The sequence below is a fragment of the Pseudomonas fluorescens genome (assembly GCF_000802965.1).
Classification (GTDB): domain Bacteria; phylum Pseudomonadota; class Gammaproteobacteria; order Pseudomonadales; family Pseudomonadaceae; genus Aquipseudomonas; species Aquipseudomonas fluorescens_A.
Genome location: NZ_JSAK01000033.1, coordinates 46,443 through 69,263, shown reverse-complemented (window position 1 = coordinate 69,263; position 22,821 = coordinate 46,443). Strand labels below are relative to the sequence as shown.

Genomic DNA, 22,821 nt, shown 5'->3' with positions numbered 1-22,821 from the left:
GCTTGAACAAACTTCATCAGACTCGCGCTCTACTGGGGTTCTGCGTTTCGGTGTTTTTCATGCGTGTATTTTTTCTTCTGGCCGCGTTGTTATTCGGCCTGCCGTCGTTGGCGGCGTCTCGGTGTGACGTCAATGTTCCGACCGAACGGGTCGATCTGGCGCAGGTGAGCCTGGCGTATCAGAGCATCGGCCGCGCGTCTGACCCGGCGTTGTTGCTGGTGATGGGCCTGGGTGGCCAGTTGATTCACTGGCCTGACGAGGTGGTGGTCGCGCTGTGTCAGCAAGGCTTTCGAGTGATTCGTTATGACAATCGCGATGTCGGCCTGTCGACGTGGCGGCAAATGCCGGTGGAGGCCAACCTGACCTTCGAAGTGCTGCGTTACAAACTCGGCTTGCCGGTGTCGGCGCCGTATTCGCTGACCGATATGGCCGAAGATGGCCTCGGGCTGATGGATGCCCTGCACATCGAGCAATTCCACGTGCTGGGCGCGAGCATGGGCGGAATGATCGCCCAGCACATGGCGGCCATGGCCCCGCAACGGGTCGAGAGCCTGACCCTGATCATGACCAGTTCCGGGGCCGAAGGCTTGCCGGCGCCGAGTGCCGCGTTGGTGCAATTGCTCGCGCGTCGTGGCGCGCCCAATCGCGAAATTGCCCTGGAACAACAAGCTGATTTGTTAGCGGCGTTGGGCAGTCCGACGGTGACGGATGATCGCCAGGCATTGCTGCATCAGGCGGCGCTGTCCTATGACCGAGCGTTCAATCCCGAAGGCGTGAAGCGCCAGATCATGGCAATCCTCGCTGAGCCGAGCCGAGTGTCGCTACTTAACCAGTTGCGCGTGCCGGCGCTGGTGGTGCATGGCACCGCCGATCCGTTATTGCCGGTGATGCATGGCGTGCACCTGGCGGCGCATTTGCGCGGTAGTCAGTTGAAGTTGATTCCGGGACTGGCCCACCGTTTTCAGGAGGAATTCAAGGCGCCGTTGCTGGCAGCGGTATTGCCATATTTGCGCGAGCACCGCGAAGACACGTCCCATTGGGCGCAGATCGAGCCGGTGGCCGACCACAATCTCCTCTAACCCCCAATCCCCTGTAGGAGCTGGCTTGCCAGCGATGGCGGCTTGCACGATATACCGTGTTGTCTGGTTCGCCAGCAAGCCGGCTGCTACAGAGTGAGCTACAGGTGTATCGTTCGGACTTTGCGACGCATTTCAGTCAGCGAGGTGTGTAATGAGTACCCCTTTGAAAATCGATTTCGTCAGCGATGTGTCTTGCCCCTGGTGCGTCGTGGGTTTGTATGGCCTGACCAGGGCGTTGGATATCTTGCGTGATGAAGTACAGGCCGAGATCCGTTTCCAGCCGTTCGAACTGAACCCGAAGATGGGCGCCGAAGGGCAGAACATCACCGAGCACATCACCGAAAAGTACGGTTCGACGCCCGAGCAGTCACAGAAGAATCGCGAGGCGATCCGCGCCCGCGGTGCCGAGGTCGGATTCGCGTTTCGCACCGACGGCAACAGCCGCATCTACAACACTTTCGATGCTCACCGCTTGCTCTATTGGGCCGGACTGGAAGGGTTGCAACTGCAACTGAAGGAAGCGCTGTTCAAGGCGTATTTCACCGACGGCGGCAACCCTTCCGACCCTGCTCAGTTGGCGCAAATCGCTGAAAGCGTCGGCCTGGAGCGGCAGCGGGCCGAGGCGATTCTGGCCTCGGATGAGTTCGCCAAAGAGGTTCGCGAAGAAGAACAGTTGTGGCTGTCGCGCGGGGTGAGTTCGGTGCCGACCGTGGTTTTCAACGGCCAGTACGCGGTCACGGGCGGGCAACCGGTGGAAACTTTTGTCGGGGCCATCCGGCAAATCATGAGTGAAGCAAAGGGTGGAACCGTCAGCTAACGGGTAACAGCGGTAAAAAATATATCAATGTGCCACTATTGTTTGCGCCGTCGCTGTCGATACAGACAGCGACTTTCAAATCATAGGGACTTGATCCATGTCTTTTCACGCTTTACGCACTCTTGCTGCACTGACTTTGCTCGCCTGCCTCACCCTTACCGGCTGCGCCAACGTACAACCTCCCGTACCGCTGGACCAACAATTCTGGGATGCCAAGGAGCCGACCATCGGCGTCGCGATCAGCGAATTGCCGCCGCCGGTACTGGCGTTGACCGGTAACCAGGGAATTCTCGACTACGCGATAAACGCGGGCGTCAACAGCAAGCTCAGTGACAACGTCAAAACCTGGCAAGTACGCGATTTCGACACCCTGCCGGACGTGATCGTCGCCAAGTTGCAAGCCAAGGGCTACAAAGCCAAGCGCATCGACGAGAAGGTTGACCTGAAGACCTACAAGGAAACCAAATTCCGCGAAGGCTACACCATCAAAGACCTGACCCCGATGAAGACCAAATACGGCGTCGATCGCCTGTTGCTGGTGTATGTCACCGCCACCGGTGCGACCCGCAGCTACTACAGCATCGTGCCGACCAGTGTGCCGATGGCGCAGGTGGGCGGGCAGGGCATGGTGGTTGATCTGGCCGACAACAAACTGCTGTGGTTCCAGCCTTTTGTTGCGGTCCAGGCCGCGCAGGGCGAGTGGGATGAGCCGACCTACACCAACCTGTCCAACGCGTTCTACCAGGCTGTGGATAACAGCCGTCAGCAAATGATCACCCCGTTCGCCAAATGAAGCGTGCAATCGTAGCGGCCAGTGCGCTGGCCCTGCTGATGGTGGCTGGCTGCGCGCAGAAACCGGCTCCTGAAGCCGGTTTCAAGGATCAGGGGGCATTGCCTTACGTTCAGGCCCACGGGCTCAAGGTTGATGTGCAAGTGCCACAAGCGTTCGTCGGCGCCAGCACGGTGATCGATAGCAAGGACGCCTTGAAGGCTGCCTCATCCAGTCAGGCTCTGCTGCTGAACTCGGGCACCAGTGCCGGGTTGGCCGGAGTGTTGGTGGCCAGTCTGGTCAACACCCAGATGGGCAGTGGCACCTTGCAGCGCGATGCGGAAAAAGCCGCCGTCAAAGACTCTCGACCGATGGCCGATCTGCTTGGTGGCGTGCCGTTGCAGGAGCGCTTGCAGCAGCGCTATCAACAGGCGTCGCAAAGTGCCGGGCTGAAGCAGGGCGAGGGTCAGGTCACGGCGCGTTTGTTGATCGAGCCGAAGCTGATGCTGACTCCGGATCGCGGCAGTTTTGTGCTGATCAATCAGGTGCAGGTTCAGGACATCGCCGGTTCGCCGCTGTACCGCATGCGCATCGAGGTGGCCAGCCAGCCGGTTCGCCGCTGTGGTCAGCAGTGCATTGATGACGGCGGTCTGGAATTGGCCAAGGTCACCGCCGTACTCGACGAGTGCATCGACGAATCCATGCGCGTATTGGCCACCGATCTGATGCAACCGACACCGCCGCCGGCCGCTCAGGAAACCTTGCGGTATGTGCTCGATGGTCAGCGCGTGGTCGAGCGCGGTTATCAACTGACCAACAACGGCAACTATTGGCGCTACCGCAACCTCTACGGCGCGGTGAAGTCGGTGCCGGTGCCGTTTGAGGATGCGTTGACCCAGGCGCAGCTCGAAAAAGTGTACGGACGCTAACGCAAAACCTGTAGGAGCCGGCTTGCTGGCGATGGCGGTGGATCAATCAACATTGATGTGACTGACACACCGCTATCGCCAGCAAGCCGGCTCCTACGGTGTTGGTCAGGCGTGCAGGCGAACCCACACGCTGACCAACACCGTCGCCGCCATCAACCACGCGACCGTCGCCACGGCCAGCGACGCCTCCAGGCGCATCCGGTCGACCATCACGTACAACGTCGCCAAATAGATGAAGTAGGGAATGATCGACCACATGCCAAACACGATGGTGGTCTTCAGGTCATCCACCGAACGGCCCTTTCCGACGATGTAATGGGCAATCAGCGCAAAGGTCGGAAACAGCGGCACCAGCCCGGCGATGTAGTAGTTTTTGGTCTTGGCCAGCATCGCGAGAATCACCACCACGCCCGCGCCGAGAATTGCTTTGAGAAACAGGTCCATCAATGGCTCAGTCCGTACTTTTTCACTTTGTCGAACAGCGTGGTCTTGGCCATGCCTAGTTCCTGGCTGGCCTGGGTCAGGTTGCCGCCGCTGCGCTGCAAGGCGTCGTTCAACAGGTTGCGTTCGAACGCTTCCACGGCTTCGGCGAACGCCAGGCCTTGCGCGCTGCCCCCCGCGCCGGGTTTCTTGAACGCCGGCAGGCCCAGGGCAAAGCGTTCGGCGACGTTGCGCAGTTCGCGCACATTGCCCGGCCAGTCGTGGCTCATCAGGTTCGATACGGTCTGGTTGTCCAGTTCCGGCGCGATCCGGTCGAAGCGCAAGGACGACTGCTGCAAGAAGTATTCGAACAGTTGCAGGATGTCTTCGCGGCGCTCACGCAACGGCGGTAGTTCGAGGGTCACCACGTTCAGCCGGTAATACAGGTCGCTGCGAAACTCGCCGGCCTTGCTCGACTCGTCGAGGTCAGACTTGGTCGCGGCGATTACTCGGCAATCCACCGCCACACTCTGGTTCGAGCCGAGGCGTTCGAGGGTGCGCTCCTGCAAGACCCGCAGCAATTTGATCTGCAAGGGCAGGGGCATGCTTTCCACTTCGTCAAGGAACAGCGTGCCGCCGTCGGCGTGTTCGATCTTGCCGATGCGCCGCTTGCCGGCGCCGGTGAAGGCGTTGGCTTCGTGGCCGAAAATTTCGCTTTCGAACAGGTTCTCCGGCAGACCGCCACAGTTCAGCGCCACGAACTGCTTGGTATGGCGACGGCTGAAATCGTGCAGGCAACGGGCGACGAGTTCCTTGCCGGTGCCGGTTTCCCCTTCGATCAGCACGTTAGCTGAAGTGTCGGCGACATTGGCGATCAGTTCGCGCAAGTTCTGCATGGCCGGCGAACGACCGATGATTCGTCCTTCAAGGGAATCGCGTTCAGCCAGTTGCCGCCGCAACGACGAGACTTCCCGCGCCAGGCTGCGTTGCTCCAGGGCACGCCGTGCCACGTCCACCAGACGCTCCGGGGAGAACGGTTTCTCCATGAAGTCGTAGGCGCCTTTCTGCATCGCGCCGACAGCCATGGAAATGTCGCCGTGACCGGTAATTAGCACCACCGGCAGGCTGCGGTCGCGGGCCTTGAGCCGGGTCAGCAGTTCCAGGCCGTCGATGCCCGGCAGGCGAATATCGCTGATGACGATGCCGGCAAAGTTGTCGCCGACCCGTTCCAAAGCCTCTTCGGCACTGCCCACGCCGATGCAGGGAATGTCTTCCAGGGTCAGCGCCTGTTGGCAGCCGAGCAGCACATGGGGGTCGTCTTCGACGATCAAAACACTAAGGTCGTTGTTCATATTGGCTCGGCGGGAGTGGGGCTTACCAACGGTAAACTGAGGACGAAAGCGGTACCACCGCTGGCCGGGTGCTCGACACCCAAGTGGCCGCCAGTGGCGGCGGCCAGGCTCGCGGAAAGGGTCAGGCCAAGGCCCAGGCCCTGCTCACCGGGTTTGGTGGTGAAGAACGGTTCGAACAGGTGCTTGCGCGCTTCGGCGTCGATGCCGTGGCCGTTGTCCCGGACGCGCAAGCGATATTTGCCGTCGACCACTTCGCCTTCCAGCCACAACTCCGGTTGCGGCTGCGCCTGCATGGCATCGAGGGCGTTGCCGATCAGGTTGACCAGAATCTGTTCGAGGCGGGTCTGGTCGATCTGCACCTGTACATCGTCAAAGTGGCGGTGCAGTTGCAAATGGGCGTTTTCCATTCTTGCGCCGAGCAACTGCAAGGCCGCATCCACGCCTTTACCGAGACAGGCCTGGCCTTTGTCGTCACCACGGCGGGCGAACGAGCGCAGGCTGGCGGTGATCCGGCCCATGCGGTCGATCAATTCGTTGATGGTCTTGAGGTTGGTACTGGCCACGTCCAGCTGACCGCGCTCCAGGAAGCGCACAGTATTGCCGGACAGCGTGCGCAGTGCCGCCAGTGGCTGATTCAATTCGTGGGCGATGCTGGTGGACATCTGGCCTATTGCGGCGAGTTTTCCGGCCTGTACCAGTTCATCCTGGGCGCGACGCAAGGTCTCTTCGGCGTGACGCCGTTCGCGGATCTGACCCTTGAGCCGTTCGTTGCTGGCGCGCAGGTCGACGGTGCGTTCGGTAATCCGACGCTCCAGTTGATTGTTGGCTTCCTGCAAGGCTTCCCGCGCGGCGAGGCGGGTGGCAATGACCTTGCGCCGCTCGTTCCAGGCGATCAACAGGAACGCGACGAGGGCAAACGCCACGGCCACGAGCATCCCCTGATTGATCGCTTCGCGGCGCAAATCCTGCAACGGCGTGAGCAGGGTGAAATTCCACGGGGTATCGCTCAACGGGCGGGTCTGTGCCAGGTAGCTGATGTTTTCATCGTCGTCGGACGCCAGTTCGCTGTTGGCCGGGAACGTGAGTTTCTCCACGCCCTCGGACAGGGTTTCCCGGGCCAGCGGCTGCAGTTCGTTCAGCGGGAACCAGTAATACTGCAGGCTGCGGGCGAGTTTTTCCTTGGTCTCTTCGCTCAGCGGCACCACTGATTTCAGGCGCCGAGCCGGATCGCTGGAGAGAATGATGATGCCGTTTTCGTCGCTGACAAACGCTTCGAGACGCGCCCGCTGCCAGCGTTCTTCCATGGCTTCGAGGCGCACTTTGACCACTGCGACGCCGATGATCTTGCCGTGTTCTTCCAGGCCATGGGCCAGGTAGTAACCGGGTTCGCCGTTGGTGCTGCCAATGCCGTAGAAACGCCCCGGCTGGCCGCGCACGGCGTTCTGGAAATAGGCGCGGAAGGACAGGTCTTCACCGAGGTAACTGTCGACATCGCGCCAGTTGCTGGTGGCCATGACGCGCCCGGTGGTGTCCATCACATAAATGGCCCGACTGCGACTGCGCCGGTTCAGGCCTTCAAGGTAATCATTGACCGTTTGCCGGTGCTCCGGCGACGGATCGGCCAGCAGCTTCGAAACACTGGTTTCGAGCTCCAGCAGGCTGGGCAGGTAGGTGTATTTGCTGATTTCGCTTTCGACGGCACGGGCGTGCAATTCGAGCTGGCGCTGGCCGTTTTCGCTGAGGCTGCGAATGCCGTAGTGCTCACTGACCCAAAAGCCGATGTAACCCAGTCCGATCATCAACGCGATGATCAGCGGCGGCAGGAACAGATGGCGAATCAGACGGGGTTTCACGGCGAGTGATGGCGGTGCGGCGCGATAGAGAGAGGAGTCGCATTTCATCACAGATGCCTTGGGTCAACCAGCGTGGCAATGGGCTTGCTCTGGTTTCCAGTGGAGCGCGGAACCTGTGGCGAGGGAGCTTGCTCCCGCTCGGCTGCGAAGCAGTCGTAAAACCGGAAAGTGCGGTGTGTCAGAAAAATTGCATTTTCCGGTTTCGGGGCCGCTGCGCGACCCAGCGGGAGCAAGCTCCCTCGCCACAAGGGACGTAATCAGTTGCTTATCAGTGCTGCAGAATCTTGTTGAGGAAGTGCTGCGTACGCTCGGCGCGGTGGCTGATGTCGCCGAAGAACTCTTCCTTCTTGCAGTCTTCGATGATCTTGCCGGCGTCCATGAAGATCACGCGGTCGGCCACTTTACGGGCGAAGCCCATTTCGTGGGTCACGCACATCATGGTCATGCCCTCGTGGGCCAGTTGCACCATCACGTCGAGCACTTCGTTGACCATTTCCGGGTCGAGCGCCGAGGTCGGTTCGTCGAACAGCATGACGATCGGGTCCATCGCCAGCGCACGGGCAATCGCCACGCGCTGTTGCTGACCACCGGACAGTTGGCCCGGGTGCTTGTGGGCATGGGCCGAGAGGCCTACACGCTCAAGCAATTGCAGGCCTTTTTTGGTGGCCTCTTCCTTGCTGCGGCCCAGCACCTTGATCTGCGCGATGGTCAGGTTTTCGGTGATGGTCAGGTGCGGGAACAGCTCGAAATGCTGGAACACCATGCCCACGCGCGAACGCAGTTTCGGCAGGTTGGTCTTCGGGTCGGCAATGGAGGTGCCATCGACCACGATGTCGCCTTTCTGGAACGGTTCCAGGGCGTTGACGCATTTGATCAGGGTCGACTTGCCGGAACCCGAGGGCCCGCACACCACGATCACTTCGCCTTTTTTGACCTCGGTGCTGCAATCAGTCAGTACCTGGAAGTCCCCATACCACTTGTTGATGCTTTTGATAGAGATCATACGGCGAACCTTTTTTGCAGACGCTTGACCAGCTGAGAGGCGGCAAAGCTGATGATGAAGTACACGAGACCCGCGAAAATCAGGAACTCATTGGAGCGGCCAATGATGTCGCCACTGGCGCGCGAAGCATTGAGGAAGTCCACCAGACCGACGGCATAAACCAGCGAGGTGTCCTGAAACAGGATGATGCTCTGTTGCAGCAGCAACGGCGTCATCTTGCGGAACGCTTGCGGCAGGATGATCAGGCGCATCATCTGGCCGTAGGTCATGCCCAATGCCTGGGCAGCGCCCATCTGGCCCTTGGGAATCGACTGCACACCGGCACGGACGATTTCGCAAAAATACGCCGCTTCGAACATCATGAAAGCCACGATGCACGAGGCAAACGCACCGATCGGCGTGTCTTCGCCGGTGATCCAGCGCAATACGAACGGTACCGCCAGGTAGAACCAGGTGATCACCAGCAGCAGCGGGATCGAGCGGAAGTAATTGACGTAGGCACCGGCCAGGTTGGACAGCAGTTTGTTGTGCGACAGACGGCACAGCGCCAGGATGGTGCCGAGGATGATCCCGCCGATCACGCCCATGACCATCAGCTTGAGGGTCATGACCATGCCGTTCCACAGGCCGGGAATGGCCGGGACGATGCCCGAGAAGTCGAATTCCATCATTTACCCCCTACGGAAATCAGACCCGGTACGGCGACTTTCTTCTCGACCAGACGCATCAGCAACATCAGGCTCATGTTCAGGGTGAAGTAGATCAGCGTGGCCAGGGTGAAGGCTTCGAACAGGTTGGCGGAGAACTCGGCGGTCTGTTTGGTCTGCGCGAGCAATTCCATCAAACCGATCAGCGAGGCCACGGAGGTGTTCTTGAAGACGTTCAAAAATTCCGAGGTGAGCGGCGGAATGATGATCCGGTAAGCCTGGGGCAGCAGCACGTTCCAGTAGATCTGCGGCAGCTTGAAACCCATGGCGCGGGCCGCGGATTCCTGGCCTTTTGGCAGCGCCTGGATACCGGTGCGCACCTGTTCGCAAACACGGGCGGTGGTGAACAGGCCGAGGCAGACGACGACGCTGATGAAGGCCGACGTGGTCGGGTTCAGGTCCTGCTTGTACCACTCTTGCAGGTCCGCTGGCAGCAGGTCGGGCACCAGGAAGTACCAAATGAACAGTTGCACCAGCAGCGGCACGTTACGGAAGAGTTCGACGTAGCAGGTGGCGATGCCCGATACGATGCGGTTCGGCACGGTGCGCATGACGCCCAGGATCGAGCCCAGTGTCAGGGCGATGATCCAGGCCGCGATGGCGATGCCGATGGTCCAGGCCAGACCGGACACGTACCAGTCGAGATACGTCTCGCTGCCCACGCCGGTGGACTTGAAGAACACGCCCCAGTCCCAGTTGTAATTCATTAGGGTCTCCCCTCGGATTCGATCGATGTACAAGTACCCGCTTGGGGGAAGCTCCGTTCCCGCCCGAACCTTGACGGTCAGGCACACACGAACGGCTCGACAGCCACCGGTTCGAGTGTTTCCAAAAGTGCCAGCAGGGAGTGACAACCTCCTGAAAGGGCCGAAGCCCTCTCAGGAGATAAGGTTAGTCAGAAATCAGGATTTCTTGTCGTCAGCCGCTTTGTCGGTCGGATTGGCGATCAGGGCCTTGAGTTCGTCGCTCATCGGGAAGTTCAGGTTCAGGCCTTTAGGCGGGATTGGCGCCATGAACCATTTTTCGTAGATCTTGTTGATCTCGCCCGACGCGTAGGTGGCCTTGATGGCGTCATCCACAGCCTTTTTGAACGGCTCGTCGCCTTTGCGCACCATGCAGCCGTAGATTTCGTAGGACTGTGGAGTACCGGTCACGGCCCAGTCAGTAGCCTTCTTGGCTTTGGCGGCTTCGCCGGCCAGCAGCGCGTCGTCCATCATGAAGGCAACGGCACGGCCCGATTCCAGCATCTGGAAGGATTCGCCGTGGTCTTTGGCGGAGATGACGTTCATGCCCATTTGCTTGTCGGCGTTCATCGCCTTGAGGATGCGCTCGGACGTGGTACCAGCGGTGGTCACGACGTTCTTGCCGGCCAGGTCCGGGAAATCCTTGTACTTGGAATCTGCCTTGGACAGCAGGCGAGTACCGATTTCGAAGATGCCGACGGAGAAGTCAACTTGCTGCTGACGCTCGACGTTGTTGGTGGTGGAGCCGCACTCGAGGTCCACGGTGCCGTTCTGCACCAGCGGGATACGAGTCTGCGAGGTGACCAGGTTGTATTTGACCTGCAGGTTCGGCAAGTCCAGGTCTTTTTTGATGGCTTCGACGACTTTCAGCTGGATGTCGTGGGAGTAGCCGACCGGTTTGCCGGAAGCGTCCGCGATGTAGGAGAAAGGAATGGAAGCGTCACGATGCCCGAGGGTGATGACACCGGACTCTTTGATCTTCTTCAGGGTGCCGGTGAGTTCGGCGGCGAAAACTGGCGTGCTGATCAGAGCGGCAGCAATGGCTGCGCCCAGGATATGGGGAACGATGCGCATCAAATTTTCCTCGACATTGTTTTTTTTATGGAGCCAGTTTATCGGCCCTTTTGTGCTTCGAATGCCTGACGGCTCCTGAAGTGTTGGCGCAACAGGCATTCGTCGAAGAAGTGTAGAGCATGACTCGTGCCAGGCCAGGCTTGATGAATCAAGTAGTTGATTTATAAGGGAATTAAATATTTATGGCGAGTTCTGTACCACCGAATAATCCGGTTAACCGAACCGACCGTCAGGTCGCGTTCGGAAAACCGAATGGTGGGTTAATTCTCATCGTCATTTGTAGGAGCCGGCTTGCTGGCGATAGCGGTGTATCAGTCAAATCAAGCTGACTGACAGATCGCTATCGCCAGCAAGCCGGCGCCTACAGTGAGGGTATGTCAGGGATATTTGCGCTTGTCCGGTGCCGGTGGGAAGTATTGGTACAACCAGGTTTCACTCAGCGTCCGGTCGTTAGTGCGGATGAACAAGCGCAGCTCAACCGGCTCGACGCTGTCATTGGTCGGGTACCAGTCAAACAGGATGCGATAGCCCTTGATGTCATCGAGCTTGAGCACGCTGAAATCCTTGACCTCACCGTTTGAGCACGTGACCACCGGCTCGATACCCGTGCCTTCAGGCAAACGGTCCAGGCCGCCACCGGTGAAGTCTACGGCGAAGCGACGGGCCCAGACTTGCGGATAATGCTCGCCCGGTGCCCAGCCCTCGATAAAGCCGCCCATGCCTGAACGTGTCGCGTTGACCCGCGCCAGCGGTGTGCCAACCGGCGGCAGGGCGCTCCAGTAGAGTTTGTAGCCGTAGTTCAGCGAATCGCCGGCCGCGACTGGTTTTTTCGGCGTCCAGAAGGCGACGATGTTATCCAGCGTTTCGCCGGTGGTAGGGATTTCCAACAGATCGATCGAGCCTTCGCCCCACGCCGTGGTCGGTTCGACCCACAGGCTCGGGCGGCGGCTGTACCAGTCGACGGTGTCTTGGTAATTGGCGAACTCGTGGTCGGTCTGCACCAGGCCGAAACCTTTCGGATCCTTGTCAGTGAAGGCGTTGAATTGCAGAGTGGCCGGGTTGTTCAGCGGGCGGCAGATCCACTCGCCGTTGCCACGCCACATCGCCAGGCGATCCGAATCGTGGATTTGCGGGTGAATGGTGTCGCACATCCGGCGTTCGTGGGTGCCGCAACTGAACATGCTGGTCATCGGTGCGATGCCCAATTGTTCGATGGCGGTACGCGCGTTGACGTGGGCGTCGATTTCCATCACCACGCGCTCGGCCTGACAATCGATGTCAAAACGGTAGGCACCGGTGGCGCTTGGCGAATCGAGCAGGGCGTAGACCACGAAGCGGGTGCTGTCCTTGTCCGGCGTCTCGAACCAGAACTTGGTGAAGTCGGGGAATTCTTCGCGCTTTTTGGCGTAGGTGTCGATGGCCAGGCCGCGAGCCGACAGGCCGTACTGGCCGGTGGCGTCCACTGCGCGGAAGTAGCTGGCGCCGAGGAACGACACCACGTCGTGTTTATCCAGCTCGGGCGCCTTGAACAGCTTGAACCCGGAAAACCCCAGGTCGCCGGTGAGCTGCTTGGTGTCGACCGTGGTTTTTTCATAATTGAACAGCGACGGGCGGAAATGTACCTCGCGCGACATCCGCGTCTTGGGATCGACGCTGTACATACGCACCGGCTGCTTGAAACCCATGCCGACATGGAAAAACTGCACATCCAGCTGACCTTTGAGTTCCTTCCACAACGAATGGTCGCCGTCATAGCGGATCGCGTTGAAATTCTGCGGAGTCATGGTCGCCAGGGTCGGCGGCAACACTTGCTTGGTGTCCTGATAGCGACTGCTGGCGAGCTGCTTGGCCTGAATCTTCAATGCATCGAAATCGAAGGCCTGGGCTTCACCATCAGCGGCTCCGGTGGCGGCCCAGGCACGGGCGGCGAGCAGGCCGGTGGCGGATAAACCGGTGTAGGCAGCGATGGCCATGGAGGCTTTGAGCAAATTCCTGCGATGCATAAGTACAACCTGTCGTGAACGATCCCGCGCCGTTCCTGGCACGTGCTGGATCAGAAATAACGGTTCGGACATGCCTTCGGCCAAACGTGACGGACTTTAAACAGATGCCGGATAGCTTAAACCGTTCGGTTGCAGAGCAAAATTGATTGATGGCACCGCGCTAGTTCGGCAATGAAACAAGACATGTCGGGAAACAATTCCGACAGCGCTTTCTGATTTACAGGGCATTTCTGCTTTTTTCGACTAATTACTCTAAAAACCGCTTTTCAGCGGCCGGATAGTTTCTATTCTGTGGGCATGACCGGTTTATGCCCTTCGGGCCGGTGCGGTTCAGTGAGCACCAGACAGCTGCTGAAAAAAGGTTAGGGCGATGCGGTTTCTGAAGTTTTCTTTGACGTAGAGAAGGACATCGTCCATGTCGAAAGTACAAGGCATCACCGAAATACTGGGAATCTTTCCGTGCCTGGCTACAGGGCGACGCAGGCGTCGGCTCAATTCGGAGGAAATGAAACTGTTGGAGCGCTATCGGGAGTTGTCGGAGAGCGACCGGATTGCGATGAGGTATCTGGTGGACGCGATGCGGAGTGTTTCGCGGTTTTGAGCAGGGCTGGTTACCGTGGGAGCCATGGCTTTCACGGTGGCCAGACTGCTCAATTTGCCTGCATCGGGCGTTGGGCGAAACAGGTGTAAACCTGTTTCAGGACTAGACGGTTTTCACTAATTTGGAGGGCACTTGATTTTCGCGCGCTGGCTATCAATGGCCGTCTGCGGGCTCATGTATGAGCGCGTTTCCCTGTGAGAGCTGCCGCAGGCTGCGATCTTTTGATCTTGTTTTTTAAAATCAAAAGATTGCAGCCTGCGGCAGCTCCTACAGGTTTTGCGTTCGATCAAAAGACAAATACCCTTACCGACTAACCTTCCACGCATCCCCCGCAGGCGCCGTCCCGTGGTCATACGGCTTGGCAATCCACATATAGAGCAAGCCCAAGCCAATCACGATCGCAGTGCTCAGCACCATCGCATAGTTGATGTACCACGCCGCATCAGGTGTACGCGGCCAGGCCATGTTGATGATCGCACTGACACCGTAGGCCAGCGCGCCGATGTTGACCGGCCAGCCCCAGGCGCCGAGGGTGAATTTGCCGCTGGGTTTCCAGCCCTTCATGCGGGCGTAGAGAGCGGCGAGGACGATCATCTGGAAGGCCAGGTAGATGCCGATTGCGGCGAAGCTGACGATGGTGGCGACGGCGTCCTGCAGGAAGAAGCCGAGGATGATGATCAGTGCCGGCAGGACGCCGGAGACGAACAGCGCGGCAACCGGAACCTGGGTCGTAGGAGAAATCTTTTTCAGCAGTCGGCTGCCGATGACCATTTCGTCACGAGCGTAGGAATACAGCAGACGACTTGCCGCTGCTTGCAGGCTGATGACGCAGGAGATGAAGGAAATCATCACCACGCCCATCACCATTTTCGAACCGACCGGGCCGAAGGCGTTGTTGAGGATGGTGCCGACCGGGTCCTTGTCGGTGCCGTCGATCACGGCTTGCATGTCCGGCACGGCGAGGATCAGCGCCAGGCAGGCGAACATCGCCGCGATGCCGCCGATGTAGATGGTCATGCGCATGGCAATCGGGATCTGCTTGCTCGGGTTCGGGGTTTCTTCGGCCACGTCGCCGCAGGCCTCGAAGCCGTAGTACAGGAACATCCCCGCCAATGAAGCGGTCAAGAAGGCCGGCAGATACGAGCCGTTGACGCTGATATCGAAGGTGTTGAACAACACGCTGATCGGTTGATGACGCTCGAAGACCAGCAGGTAAACGCCGACGATCACCGCGCCGACCAGCTCGCAGAGGAAGCCGAACATGGCGATGCGCGCCAGCACCTTGGTGCCGCTGAGGTTGACCAGCGTGGCGAACAGCGTCAGCACCAGGGCGATGACAATGTTGGTGTTGTTACTGGGCTCAAAGCCGAGCATTGCAGCGAGGTAAGGTCCGGCACCCACCGCAACGGCAGCGATGGTCACGCACAGGGCGATGGAGTAAATCCAGCCGACCATCCACGCCCAGCGTTTGCCCACCAGGCGACGGGCCCACGGGTATACGCCACCGGAAATCGGGAACTGAGAAACCACTTCACCGAAGATCAGGCACACGAGTAATTGGCCGCAACCGACCAGCAAGTAGGCCCAGAACATCGGTGGCCCACCAGCGGCGAGGCACAGGCCGAAGAGGGTATAAACCCCTACGACCGGGGAGAGGTAGGTGAAGCCCAGGGCGAAGTTTTCCCACAGGCTCATGCTGCGGTTGAAGTTTGAGGTGTAACCCAGTTTGCGCAGCTGCTCGGCGTCGCTGTCGGCAACGGCTGCTGAGAGATCGGGTGATGCACTCATGTGTGTTTGCTCCATGAAATCGGCAGATTTCGGGTGTCCGAAACCGTGGCGGGGCTTTGGGAGCGCCGTCCGGATCGGTGGTTATTGTTTTGACTTCTATGGTCTGGAACCTGGTGGTGCCTAATGCCAGTTTCGGCCTTGAAACCGAGGTGACACCATCGCTGGCAAGCCAGCTCCCACAGGGACTGCGGAAATCATGTGGGAGCTGGCTTGCCAGCGATGCTTTTGCTTTTTAATGCTTGAACATCACATGCCGCACAATGGTGTAATCCTCCAATCCATACATCGACATGTCCTTCCCGTACCCGGACAATTTCTGACCGCCGTGAGGCATTTCGCTGACAAGCATGAAGTGCGTATTCACCCAGGTGCAGCCGTACTGCAACCGCGCGGACAGGCGATGGGCGCGGCCCACGTCGGCAGTCCACACCGATGACGCCAGGCCGTAGTCCGAATCGTTGGCCCAGCTCAGCACCTGCGCTTCATCAGTGAATTTGGTCACTGACACCACCGGGCCGAACACTTCGCGACGGACGATTTCGTCGTCTTGCTGCGCATCGGCCAACACGGTCGGTTCGAAGAAGAAGCCGTCGCCGTCCACCGCTTTACCGCCGGTGATCAAACGGATGTGCGACTGCGCCACGGCACGCTCGACGAACCCGGCCACGCGGTCGCGGTGTTGTGCGGTGATCAGCGGGCCGAGCTCAGTCGCCGGATCATCCTGCAAGCCGTACTTGATGCTGCTGACCGCCGCGCCGAGCTTCTCCACGAATTTGTCGTAGATGCCTTCCTGCGCGTAGATGCGGCAGGCGGCGGTGCAGTCCTGGCCGGCGTTGTAGAAGCCGAAGGTACGGATGCCTTCGACGGCGGCGTCAATGTCGGCATCGTCGAAGATGATCACCGGGGCCTTGCCGCCCAGTTCCATGTGCATGCGTTTGACGGTGTCGGCGGTGCTGGAAATGATGTTCGAACCGGTGGCGATCGAGCCGGTCAGCGACACCATGCGTACTTTCGGGTGCGTGACCAATGGGCTGCCGACCGTAGGGCCACGGCCGAACACCAGATTGAGCACGCCGGCCGGGAAAATCTCCGACGCCAATTGCGCCAGGCGCAGGGCGGTCAGCGGTGTTTGTTCCGACGGCTTGAGCACCACGGTATTACCAGCGGCGAGCGCCGGGGCGATTTTCCAGGCGACCATCATCAGCGGGTAGTTCCACGGCGCAATGGAGGCGATCACGCCCACTGGGTCGCGGCGGATCATCGAGGTATGGCCGGGCAGGTACTCGCCACCGGCCGAGCCGCTCATGCAGCGGCTGGCGCCGGCGAAGAAACGGAACACGTCGGCAATCGCCGGGATCTCGTCGTTCAGCGCGGCGCTGTAGGGTTTGCCGCAGTTGTCCGATTCCAGTTTGGCCAGCTCTTCACCGTGGGCTTCGATGGCGTCGGCGAGTTTGAGCAGCAGCAGCGAACGTTCTTTCGGCGGAGTCTGCGACCAGCCGTCGAACGCGGCATCGGCGGCGCGCACGGCGGCATCGACCTGGGCTTCGCTGGCTTCGTTGATTTCCACCAGCACACGGCCCAGCGCCGGGTTGAACACCGGTTGGGCGGGGCCTTCACCGTTCTGCAGTTGGCCGTTGATCAAGAGTTGGGTTTGCATGGCATGTGTCCTCTTCGAAGCTGTTTATTTTTATCTGTAGAAACCGATCATCTGTAGGAGCCGGATTGCTGGCGATTGCGATGGGTCAGTCAACCTGATCGTTGAATGTGAACCCGCATCGCCAGCAAGCCGGCTCCTACAGGTTCGGTTTCTTCAGTGGATATTTGGTTATTTCCCGCCACTCCCCGCCACGCTCTCACCGCCCCGCGTCAGGTAATAAGCGCCAAGGATCGGCAGCATGGTCACGATCATCACCAGCATCGCGACGACGTTGGTCACCGGCACATCCCGTGGGCGGCTGAGCTGGTTGAGCAGCCACAGCGGCAGGGTGCGTTCATGGCCGGCGGTGAAGGTGGTGACAATGATTTCGTCGAACGACAGTGCGAACGCCAACATGCCGCCGGCCAGCAGCGCCGAGCCGAGGTTGGGCAGGATGATGTAGCGGAAGGTCTGCCAACCGTCGGCGCCGAGGTCCATCGAGGCCTCGATCAAACTGTGCGAGGTGCGGCGCAACCGGGCGATGACGTTGTTGTAGACGATCACCACGCAGAAGGTTGCGTGGCCGACGATGATGGTGAACATCCCCGGTTCGATCCCCAGTGTCTTGAAGGTCGCCAGCAAGGCGATCCCGGTGATGATCCCCGGCAGGGCAATCGGCAGGATCAGCATCAGTGAGATGCCTTGCTTGCCGAAGAAGTCCCGGCGGTACAACGCCGCCGACGCCAGCGTGCCGAGGACCATGGCAATCAGGGTGGCAATCGAGGCGATCTGCAACGACAGCTTGATCGCTTCCAGCACGTCCGGCCGCGAGAACGCCACGCCGATCCATTTCAGGGTGAAGCCCTTGGGCGGAAAGCTGAACGCTGCGTCTTCGGTGTTGAAGGCGTACAGGAAGATGATCAGGATCGGGAAGTGCAGGAACACCAACCCGCCCCAGGCTGCGATTTTCAGGCCAAAAGAGGCTTTCTCAGAGTGCATCGAAGGCCCCCAGACGTTTGACGATGGACAGGTAAATGGCGATCAACACAATCGGCACCAGCGTGAACGCGGCCGCCATCGGCATGTTGCCGATCGCACCTTGTTGGGCATACACCATGCTGCCAACGAAGTAGCCCGGCGGGCCCACCAGTTGCGGCACGATGAAGTCGCCCAGCGTCAGTGAAAATGTAAAGATCGAGCCGGCGGCAATCCCCGGAATCGACAGCGGCAGAATCACTTGCATGAACGTCTGGCGCGGCTTGGCACCGAGGTCGGCAGAGGCTTGCAGCAGCGATGGCGGCAAGCGTTCCAGCGAAGCCTGGATCGGCAGGATCATGAACGGCAGCCAGATGTAGACGAACACCATGAAGCGTCCCAGGTGCGAGGTCGACAAGGTGCTGCCGCCAACGCCCGGAATGCCCAGCACTAACTGCAATACTGGCTCCAGCCCCAGATGCTGCACGAACCACTGCGCCACGCCGCCCTTGGCCAGCAGCAACGTCCAGGCGTAGGCCTTGACGATGTAGCTGGCCCACATCGGCATCATCACCGCGATGTAGAAAAACGCCTTGGTCTTGCCGGTGGTGTAGCGCGCCATGTAGTAGGCAATCGGGAACGCGACGATGGCGCTGGCGATCGACACGACGATGGCCATGCTCAGGGTGCGCAGGATGATGTCGAAGTTCGACGGCTGGAACAGCGCGGCAAAATTCGCCAGGGTCAGGTCCGGCGTGACCGCCATGGTGAAGTCATCGAACGTGTAGAAACCTTGCCACAACAAGGTCAGCAGCGAACCCAGATAGATTGCGCCGAACCACAGCAGCGGCGGCACCAAGAGCATCGACAGATAAAGGTTAGGCCGGCGATACAACAGGTTGGAAAACCTGCGCAACGGCGAGCCGTTGGCCGGGGTGTGAGGGATAGCCACGCTGGTCATGTCACACCCCACCGACGATGGTGTCGTGCAACGGGATCATCGCTTCGCGCGCCCAGCGTGCGCTGAGGCGTTGCCCGGTCTGATGTTGCGCGCTGCTGTCGATCCACTGGTTATTGGCCTGGCTGATGTTCAAGGTCTGGCCGTTTTCCAGTTTCAGTTCATAGCGCGTGGCACTGCCCTGGTACTGGATGTCATGCAGCAAACCGCTGACTTCGATCTCGTGTGCAGCCAGCGGGCCTTCGCCGAAACGCACGTGTTCCGGACGAATCGAAAATGGTTGTGGATTACCGCTCAACTGCTTCGCCAGATCACCGCGAATCACGTTGGAAGTGCCAACGAATTCCGCGACGAATGTGGTCGCCGGTTTCATGTACAGATTGCGCGGGGTGTCGACCTGTTCGATGCGGCCCTTGTTGAACACCGCCACGCGGTCGGACATCGACAGCGCTTCGGTCTGGTCGTGGGTGACAAAAATGAAGGTGATGCCGAGTTGGCGTTGCAGTTTCTTCAGCTCGCTTTGCATTTGTTCGCGCAACTTCAGGTCCAGCGCGCCGAGTGGTTCGTCGAGCAGCAACACACGCGGGCGATTAACCAGTGCGCGAGCCAGGGCCACACGCTGACGCTGACCACCGGAGAGCTGCACCGGTTTGCGCTCGCCGTAGCCGCCGAGAGCGACCATGTCGAGGGCTTCTTCGGCGCGTTTGTGGCGTTCGGCTTTGCCGACGCCTTTGACTTTCAAACCATAGGCGATGTTGTCACGAACGTTCATGTGCGGGAACAGCGCGTAATCCTGGAACACGGTGTTCACGTCACGCTGATAGGGCGGCAGCCCGGCGGCCTCTTCGCCATGAATACGGATCGAGCCCGCGCTCGGTTGTTCGAAACCGGCGATCAGGCGCAGACAAGTGGTTTTGCCCGAGCCGGAAGGCCCCAGCATGGAGAAAAACTCGCCGTCCTGGATGTCGATGGAAACCCGGTCTACGGCTTTCACTTCGCCGAAAAGACGGGAAACGTTGGTGAACTGGACTGCAAGCGTCATGGTGCGGTGCTCCCAAAAGGCGAGGGCCGTCGCAGCGGCCCCGCCTGGACTTCTGAAAAATCTGAATCAAAGTGCTGTTGTGGCGAGGGAGCTTGCTCCCGCTGGAGAGCGAAGCTCTCCCAAAAAGGGTTGATGCGGTTTACCTGTCAGACCGCATTGACTGGTTTTGGGGTGGCTTCGCCACCCAGCGGGAGCAAGCTCCCTCGCCACAGGTGAGCGGTGTGTTACCTGCCGCCCATGATCGCGATGTAATCCTGGGTCCAGCGGCTGTACGGCACGAACTTGCCGCCTTCAGCCTGCGGGGTTTTCCAGAAGGCGATCTTGTCGAACTGGTCGAAACCATTGGTCTTGCAGCCTTCGGCGCCGAGCAATTCGCTGCCGGTGCAGGCTGCCGGTACGGCTGGCAGCGAACCAAACCATGCCGCCACGTCACCCTGGACTTTCGGTTGCAGCGACCAATCCATCCACTTGTAGGCGCAGTTCGGGTGCTTGGCTTCGGCGTGCAGCATGGTGGTGTCGGCCCAACCGGTGGCACCTTCTTTCGGGATGGTCGAAGCGATCGGCTGTTTCTCGTTGACCAGACCGTTGACCTGATACGGCCAGGCGCCGGACGCGACCACGCCTTCGTTTTTGAAGTCACTCATTTGCACGGTAGTGTCGTGCCAGTAGCGGTGGATCAACGGCTGCTGGGCGCGCAACAGATCGAGCACGGCCTTGTATTGCGCTTCGGTCAATTCGTAGGGGTTCTGGATGCCCAGTTCCGGCTTGGCGGACTTGAGGTACAGCGCCGCGTCGGCGATGTAGATCGGGCCGTCGTAAGCCTGCACACGCCCCTTGTTCGGCTTGCCGTCCGGGAGGTTTTGCGCATTGAACAACACGCCCCAACTGTCGGGTGCAGTCTTGAACACGTTGGTGTTGTACATCAGCACGTTCGGCCCCCACTGGTACGGGGTGCCGTAGGTTTGTTTGTTGACCACGTACCACGGCGCATCGTTGAGGCGCGGGTCGAGGTTCTTCCAGTTCGGGATCAACGCGGTGTTGATCGGCTGCACACGCTTGCCGACGATCAGGCGCAGGGAGGCGTCGCCGGATGCGGTCACCAGATCGTAACCACCCTTGGCCATCAGGCTGACCATCTCATCGGAGGTCGCAGCGGTTTTCACGTTGACCTTGCAGCCGGTTTCCTTCTCGAAACCGGTGACCCAGTCGTAGGCCTTGTCGCTTTCGCCACGTTCGATGTAGCCAGGCCACGCCACAATATCCAATTGGCCTTCGCCCGCCCCGACAGCTTTCAGCGGCTCGGCGGCCTGGACACTGGCACTGGCCAGCAGCGCGGTGGTGATTGCACTGAGCAGTGCGGTCTTGTGCACGAACATGGGATTTCCCTCTTTTTTAAATTATGGTCGGGGCAGTTTTTGAACGTGGGTTTCAACGTTGCAAGCACGATCCTGTAGGAACCGGCTTGCTGGCGAAGATGCCTTCAAGCCTTGCGTTGTCATTGCTGACGTCTTCGCCGGCAAGCCAGCGCCTACAAGGGGCGCGGTGTTCTAACGTTTCAACTTCAATGCCTTTACGGCTAATTGTTAGCGTAGTGCTCTTTTATAAATGCTGTCCGTGGCGCGCCATGATGTGCCGCACCACGCTGTAGTCCTGAAGCGAATCGCTGGACAGGTCCTTGCCATAGCCCGAACGCTTGAGGCCGCCGTGGGGCATTTCGCTGACCAGCATGAAATGGCTGTTGATCCAGGTGCAGCCGTACTGCAACCGCGCGGCGACCTGCATCGCCTTGTCGAGATTTTGAGTCCACACCGAAGACGCCAGGCCGTATTCCGAATCGTTGGCCCAGTCCACCGCTTGTTCGAGTTCATTGAAACGGGTCACGGTGACGACCGGCCCGAACACTTCGCGCTGGACGATTTCATCGTTCTGTTTGCAACCGGCCAGCAGGGTCGGCTGGTAATAGAAACCGGCACCGGAATGCACCGCTGCGCCGGTCACTCGTTCGATGTGCGGCTGGCCGAGGGCGCGCTCGACAAAACTGGCCACGCGGTCGCGTTGGCGGGTGCTGATCAGTGGCCCGATTTCGTTGTCCGCATCGCGCTTGCCAGCGAAACGCAAACTGCTGACCGCCGCGCCGAGTTCGGCCACCAGACGATCGTGAATCCCGGCTTGTGCATAAACCCGGCACGCGGCGGTGCAATCCTGGCCGGCGTTGTAATAGCCGTAGGTGCGCACGCCTTCGACCACCGCTTGAATGTCCGCGTCGTTGCACACGATCACCGGTGCTTTGCCGCCGAGTTCGAGGTGAGTGCGCTTGAGGGTTTTCGCGGCGGCCTGGAGGATTTTCTGCCCGGTGACGATATCGCCGGTCAACGACACCATCCGCACTTTTGGGTGGCTGACCAGATGACTGCCGACGCCTTCACCGCCACCACAGATGATGTTGATCACGCCACGTGGCAGGATTTCGGCGAGCGCTGGCGCGAGGGCCAGAATCGACAACGGTGTGTGCTCGGAAGGCTTGAATACCAGGGTGTTGCCAGCAGCCAGGGCCGGGGCGATTTTCCACGCGGCCATCATGATCGGGTAGTTCCACGGCGCAATCGATGCCACCACGCCAATCGGGTCGCGGCGGACCATGCTGGTGTAGCCCGGCAGGTATTCGCCGCTGAGCTGGCCGTTCTGGCAGCGCACGGCGCCAGCGAAGAAGCGGAACACGTCAACGGTGGCGGTCAAATCGTCCTGGCGGGCCAGGTGCAACGGCTTGCCGCAGTTGAGTGCTTCGAGGCGGGCGAGATGATCGGCGTTTTTTTCGATGGCGTTGGCGATGTCCAGCAGCAGGTTCGAGCGTTGCTGTGGCGTGGTCCGTGACCAACCGGCGAAGGCGCGGTGGGCGGCAAGGATGGCGGCTTCGACTTGCTCGGTGCTGGCTTCGGCGATCTGCGTCAGGATTTCGCCCGTAGCCGGGTTGAGGATCGGTTCGACAAAACCCTGACCGGCGACCAATTCTCCATCGATCAACAACGCGGTGAACAACGGGGTCTGCGCGCCAGCCATTTTTCGGATTCTCTT

Annotated in this window: 20 protein-coding genes; 5 read left to right on the top strand and 15 right to left on the bottom strand. The window is 59.8% G+C overall.

Annotation, left to right across the window (positions count from 1 at the left end):
* The first annotated feature begins 59 nt into the window (after positions 1–59).
* The 4 genes from NL64_RS25090 to NL64_RS25075 all read left to right on the top strand — a co-directional run bounded on the left by NL64_RS25090 (position 60) and on the right by NL64_RS25075 (position 3,594).
* The gene (locus tag NL64_RS25090; protein ID WP_034150770.1) at positions 60–1,079 is read left to right on the top strand and encodes an alpha/beta fold hydrolase; all 1,020 of its coding nucleotides are present in this window, start codon (positions 60–62) and stop codon (positions 1,077–1,079) included.
* 151 nt (positions 1,080–1,230) lie between these two features.
* Positions 1,231–1,896 (top strand): DsbA family oxidoreductase, encoded by a 666-nt coding sequence (locus tag NL64_RS25085; RefSeq protein ID WP_034150769.1) that lies wholly within the window; start codon positions 1,231–1,233, stop codon positions 1,894–1,896.
* Positions 1,897–1,993: 97 nt separating this feature from the next.
* Entirely contained in the window at positions 1,994–2,689 is a 696-nt protein-coding gene (locus NL64_RS25080; RefSeq protein ID WP_034150768.1) for a hypothetical protein, read from the top strand.
* A complete protein-coding gene (locus NL64_RS25075; protein ID WP_034150767.1) occupies positions 2,686–3,594 on the top strand; it encodes a hypothetical protein in 909 nt (302 codons plus the stop codon). Before NL64_RS25080 ends, NL64_RS25075 begins: the two co-directional genes overlap by 4 nt.
* A 105-nt stretch (positions 3,595–3,699) precedes the next feature.
* Here the strand turns inward: NL64_RS25075 and NL64_RS25070 are convergent, their stop codons facing one another.
* The 8 genes from NL64_RS25070 to NL64_RS25035 form a co-directional block, all read right to left on the bottom strand.
* Positions 3,700–4,038, bottom strand: a complete 339-nt coding sequence (locus NL64_RS25070; RefSeq protein ID WP_034150766.1) for a GlpM family protein — start codon at positions 4,036–4,038, stop codon at positions 3,700–3,702.
* Entirely contained in the window at positions 4,038–5,366 is a 1,329-nt protein-coding gene (locus tag NL64_RS25065; RefSeq protein WP_034150765.1) for a sigma-54-dependent transcriptional regulator, read from the bottom strand. Before NL64_RS25065 ends, NL64_RS25070 begins: the two co-directional genes overlap by 1 nt.
* Positions 5,363–7,267 (bottom strand): sensor histidine kinase, encoded by a 1,905-nt coding sequence (locus NL64_RS25060; protein ID WP_034150764.1) that lies wholly within the window; start codon positions 7,265–7,267, stop codon positions 5,363–5,365. Before NL64_RS25060 ends, NL64_RS25065 begins: the two co-directional genes overlap by 4 nt.
* A 220-nt stretch (positions 7,268–7,487) precedes the next feature.
* Positions 7,488–8,222, bottom strand: coding sequence for an amino acid ABC transporter ATP-binding protein (locus tag NL64_RS25055; protein ID WP_007975082.1), 735 nt, complete (start codon positions 8,220–8,222; stop codon positions 7,488–7,490).
* Complete coding sequence (locus NL64_RS25050) at positions 8,219–8,890, bottom strand: amino acid ABC transporter permease (protein WP_034150763.1); 672 nt, start codon at positions 8,888–8,890, stop codon at positions 8,219–8,221. Before NL64_RS25050 ends, NL64_RS25055 begins: the two co-directional genes overlap by 4 nt.
* Positions 8,890–9,636 (bottom strand): amino acid ABC transporter permease, encoded by a 747-nt coding sequence (locus NL64_RS25045; protein WP_034150762.1) that lies wholly within the window; start codon positions 9,634–9,636, stop codon positions 8,890–8,892. The genes NL64_RS25050 and NL64_RS25045 overlap by 1 nt, the downstream gene beginning before the upstream one ends.
* Positions 9,637–9,831: 195 nt before the next feature.
* Positions 9,832–10,746 (bottom strand): glutamate/aspartate ABC transporter substrate-binding protein, encoded by a 915-nt coding sequence (locus tag NL64_RS25040; protein WP_034150761.1) that lies wholly within the window; start codon positions 10,744–10,746, stop codon positions 9,832–9,834.
* A 377-nt stretch (positions 10,747–11,123) separates the two neighbouring features.
* Positions 11,124–12,749 carry a glucan biosynthesis protein D gene (locus tag NL64_RS25035; protein ID WP_034150760.1) on the bottom strand — a complete coding sequence of 542 codons (1,626 nt, stop codon included), beginning with the start codon at positions 12,747–12,749 and terminating at the stop codon, positions 11,124–11,126.
* 415 nt (positions 12,750–13,164) lie between these two features.
* Here NL64_RS25035 and NL64_RS25030 point away from each other — a divergent pair, with 415 nt between their 5' ends.
* Positions 13,165–13,350 carry a hypothetical protein gene (locus NL64_RS25030; protein WP_034150759.1) on the top strand — a complete coding sequence of 62 codons (186 nt, stop codon included), beginning with the start codon at positions 13,165–13,167 and terminating at the stop codon, positions 13,348–13,350.
* A gap of 303 nt (positions 13,351–13,653) precedes the next feature.
* Here the strand turns inward: NL64_RS25030 and NL64_RS25025 are convergent, their stop codons facing one another.
* The 7 genes from NL64_RS25025 to NL64_RS24995 form a co-directional block, all read right to left on the bottom strand.
* On the bottom strand, positions 13,654–15,138 hold the full coding sequence (locus NL64_RS25025) for an APC family permease (RefSeq protein WP_034150758.1): 1,485 nt from the start codon (positions 15,136–15,138) through the stop codon (positions 13,654–13,656).
* A gap of 232 nt (positions 15,139–15,370) precedes the next feature.
* Complete coding sequence (locus tag NL64_RS25020) at positions 15,371–16,795, bottom strand: gamma-aminobutyraldehyde dehydrogenase (protein WP_034150757.1); 1,425 nt, start codon at positions 16,793–16,795, stop codon at positions 15,371–15,373.
* Positions 16,796–16,963: 168 nt separating this feature from the next.
* Positions 16,964–17,773, bottom strand: coding sequence for an ABC transporter permease (locus NL64_RS25015; protein ID WP_034150756.1), 810 nt, complete (start codon positions 17,771–17,773; stop codon positions 16,964–16,966).
* Complete coding sequence (locus NL64_RS25010) at positions 17,763–18,710, bottom strand: ABC transporter permease (protein WP_034150755.1); 948 nt, start codon at positions 18,708–18,710, stop codon at positions 17,763–17,765. Before NL64_RS25010 ends, NL64_RS25015 begins: the two co-directional genes overlap by 11 nt.
* Before the next feature lies 1 nt (position 18,711).
* A complete protein-coding gene (locus NL64_RS25005) occupies positions 18,712–19,749 on the bottom strand; it encodes an ABC transporter ATP-binding protein (protein ID WP_034150754.1) in 1,038 nt (345 codons plus the stop codon).
* A gap of 224 nt (positions 19,750–19,973) precedes the next feature.
* Positions 19,974–21,125 carry a putative ABC transporter substrate-binding protein YdcS gene (gene ydcS, locus NL64_RS25000; RefSeq protein WP_034150753.1) on the bottom strand — a complete coding sequence of 384 codons (1,152 nt, stop codon included), beginning with the start codon at positions 21,123–21,125 and terminating at the stop codon, positions 19,974–19,976.
* Between the two features lie 223 nt (positions 21,126–21,348).
* On the bottom strand, positions 21,349–22,806 hold the full coding sequence (locus tag NL64_RS24995) for a gamma-aminobutyraldehyde dehydrogenase (RefSeq protein ID WP_034150752.1): 1,458 nt from the start codon (positions 22,804–22,806) through the stop codon (positions 21,349–21,351).
* Between the last annotated feature and the right edge of the window lie 15 nt (positions 22,807–22,821).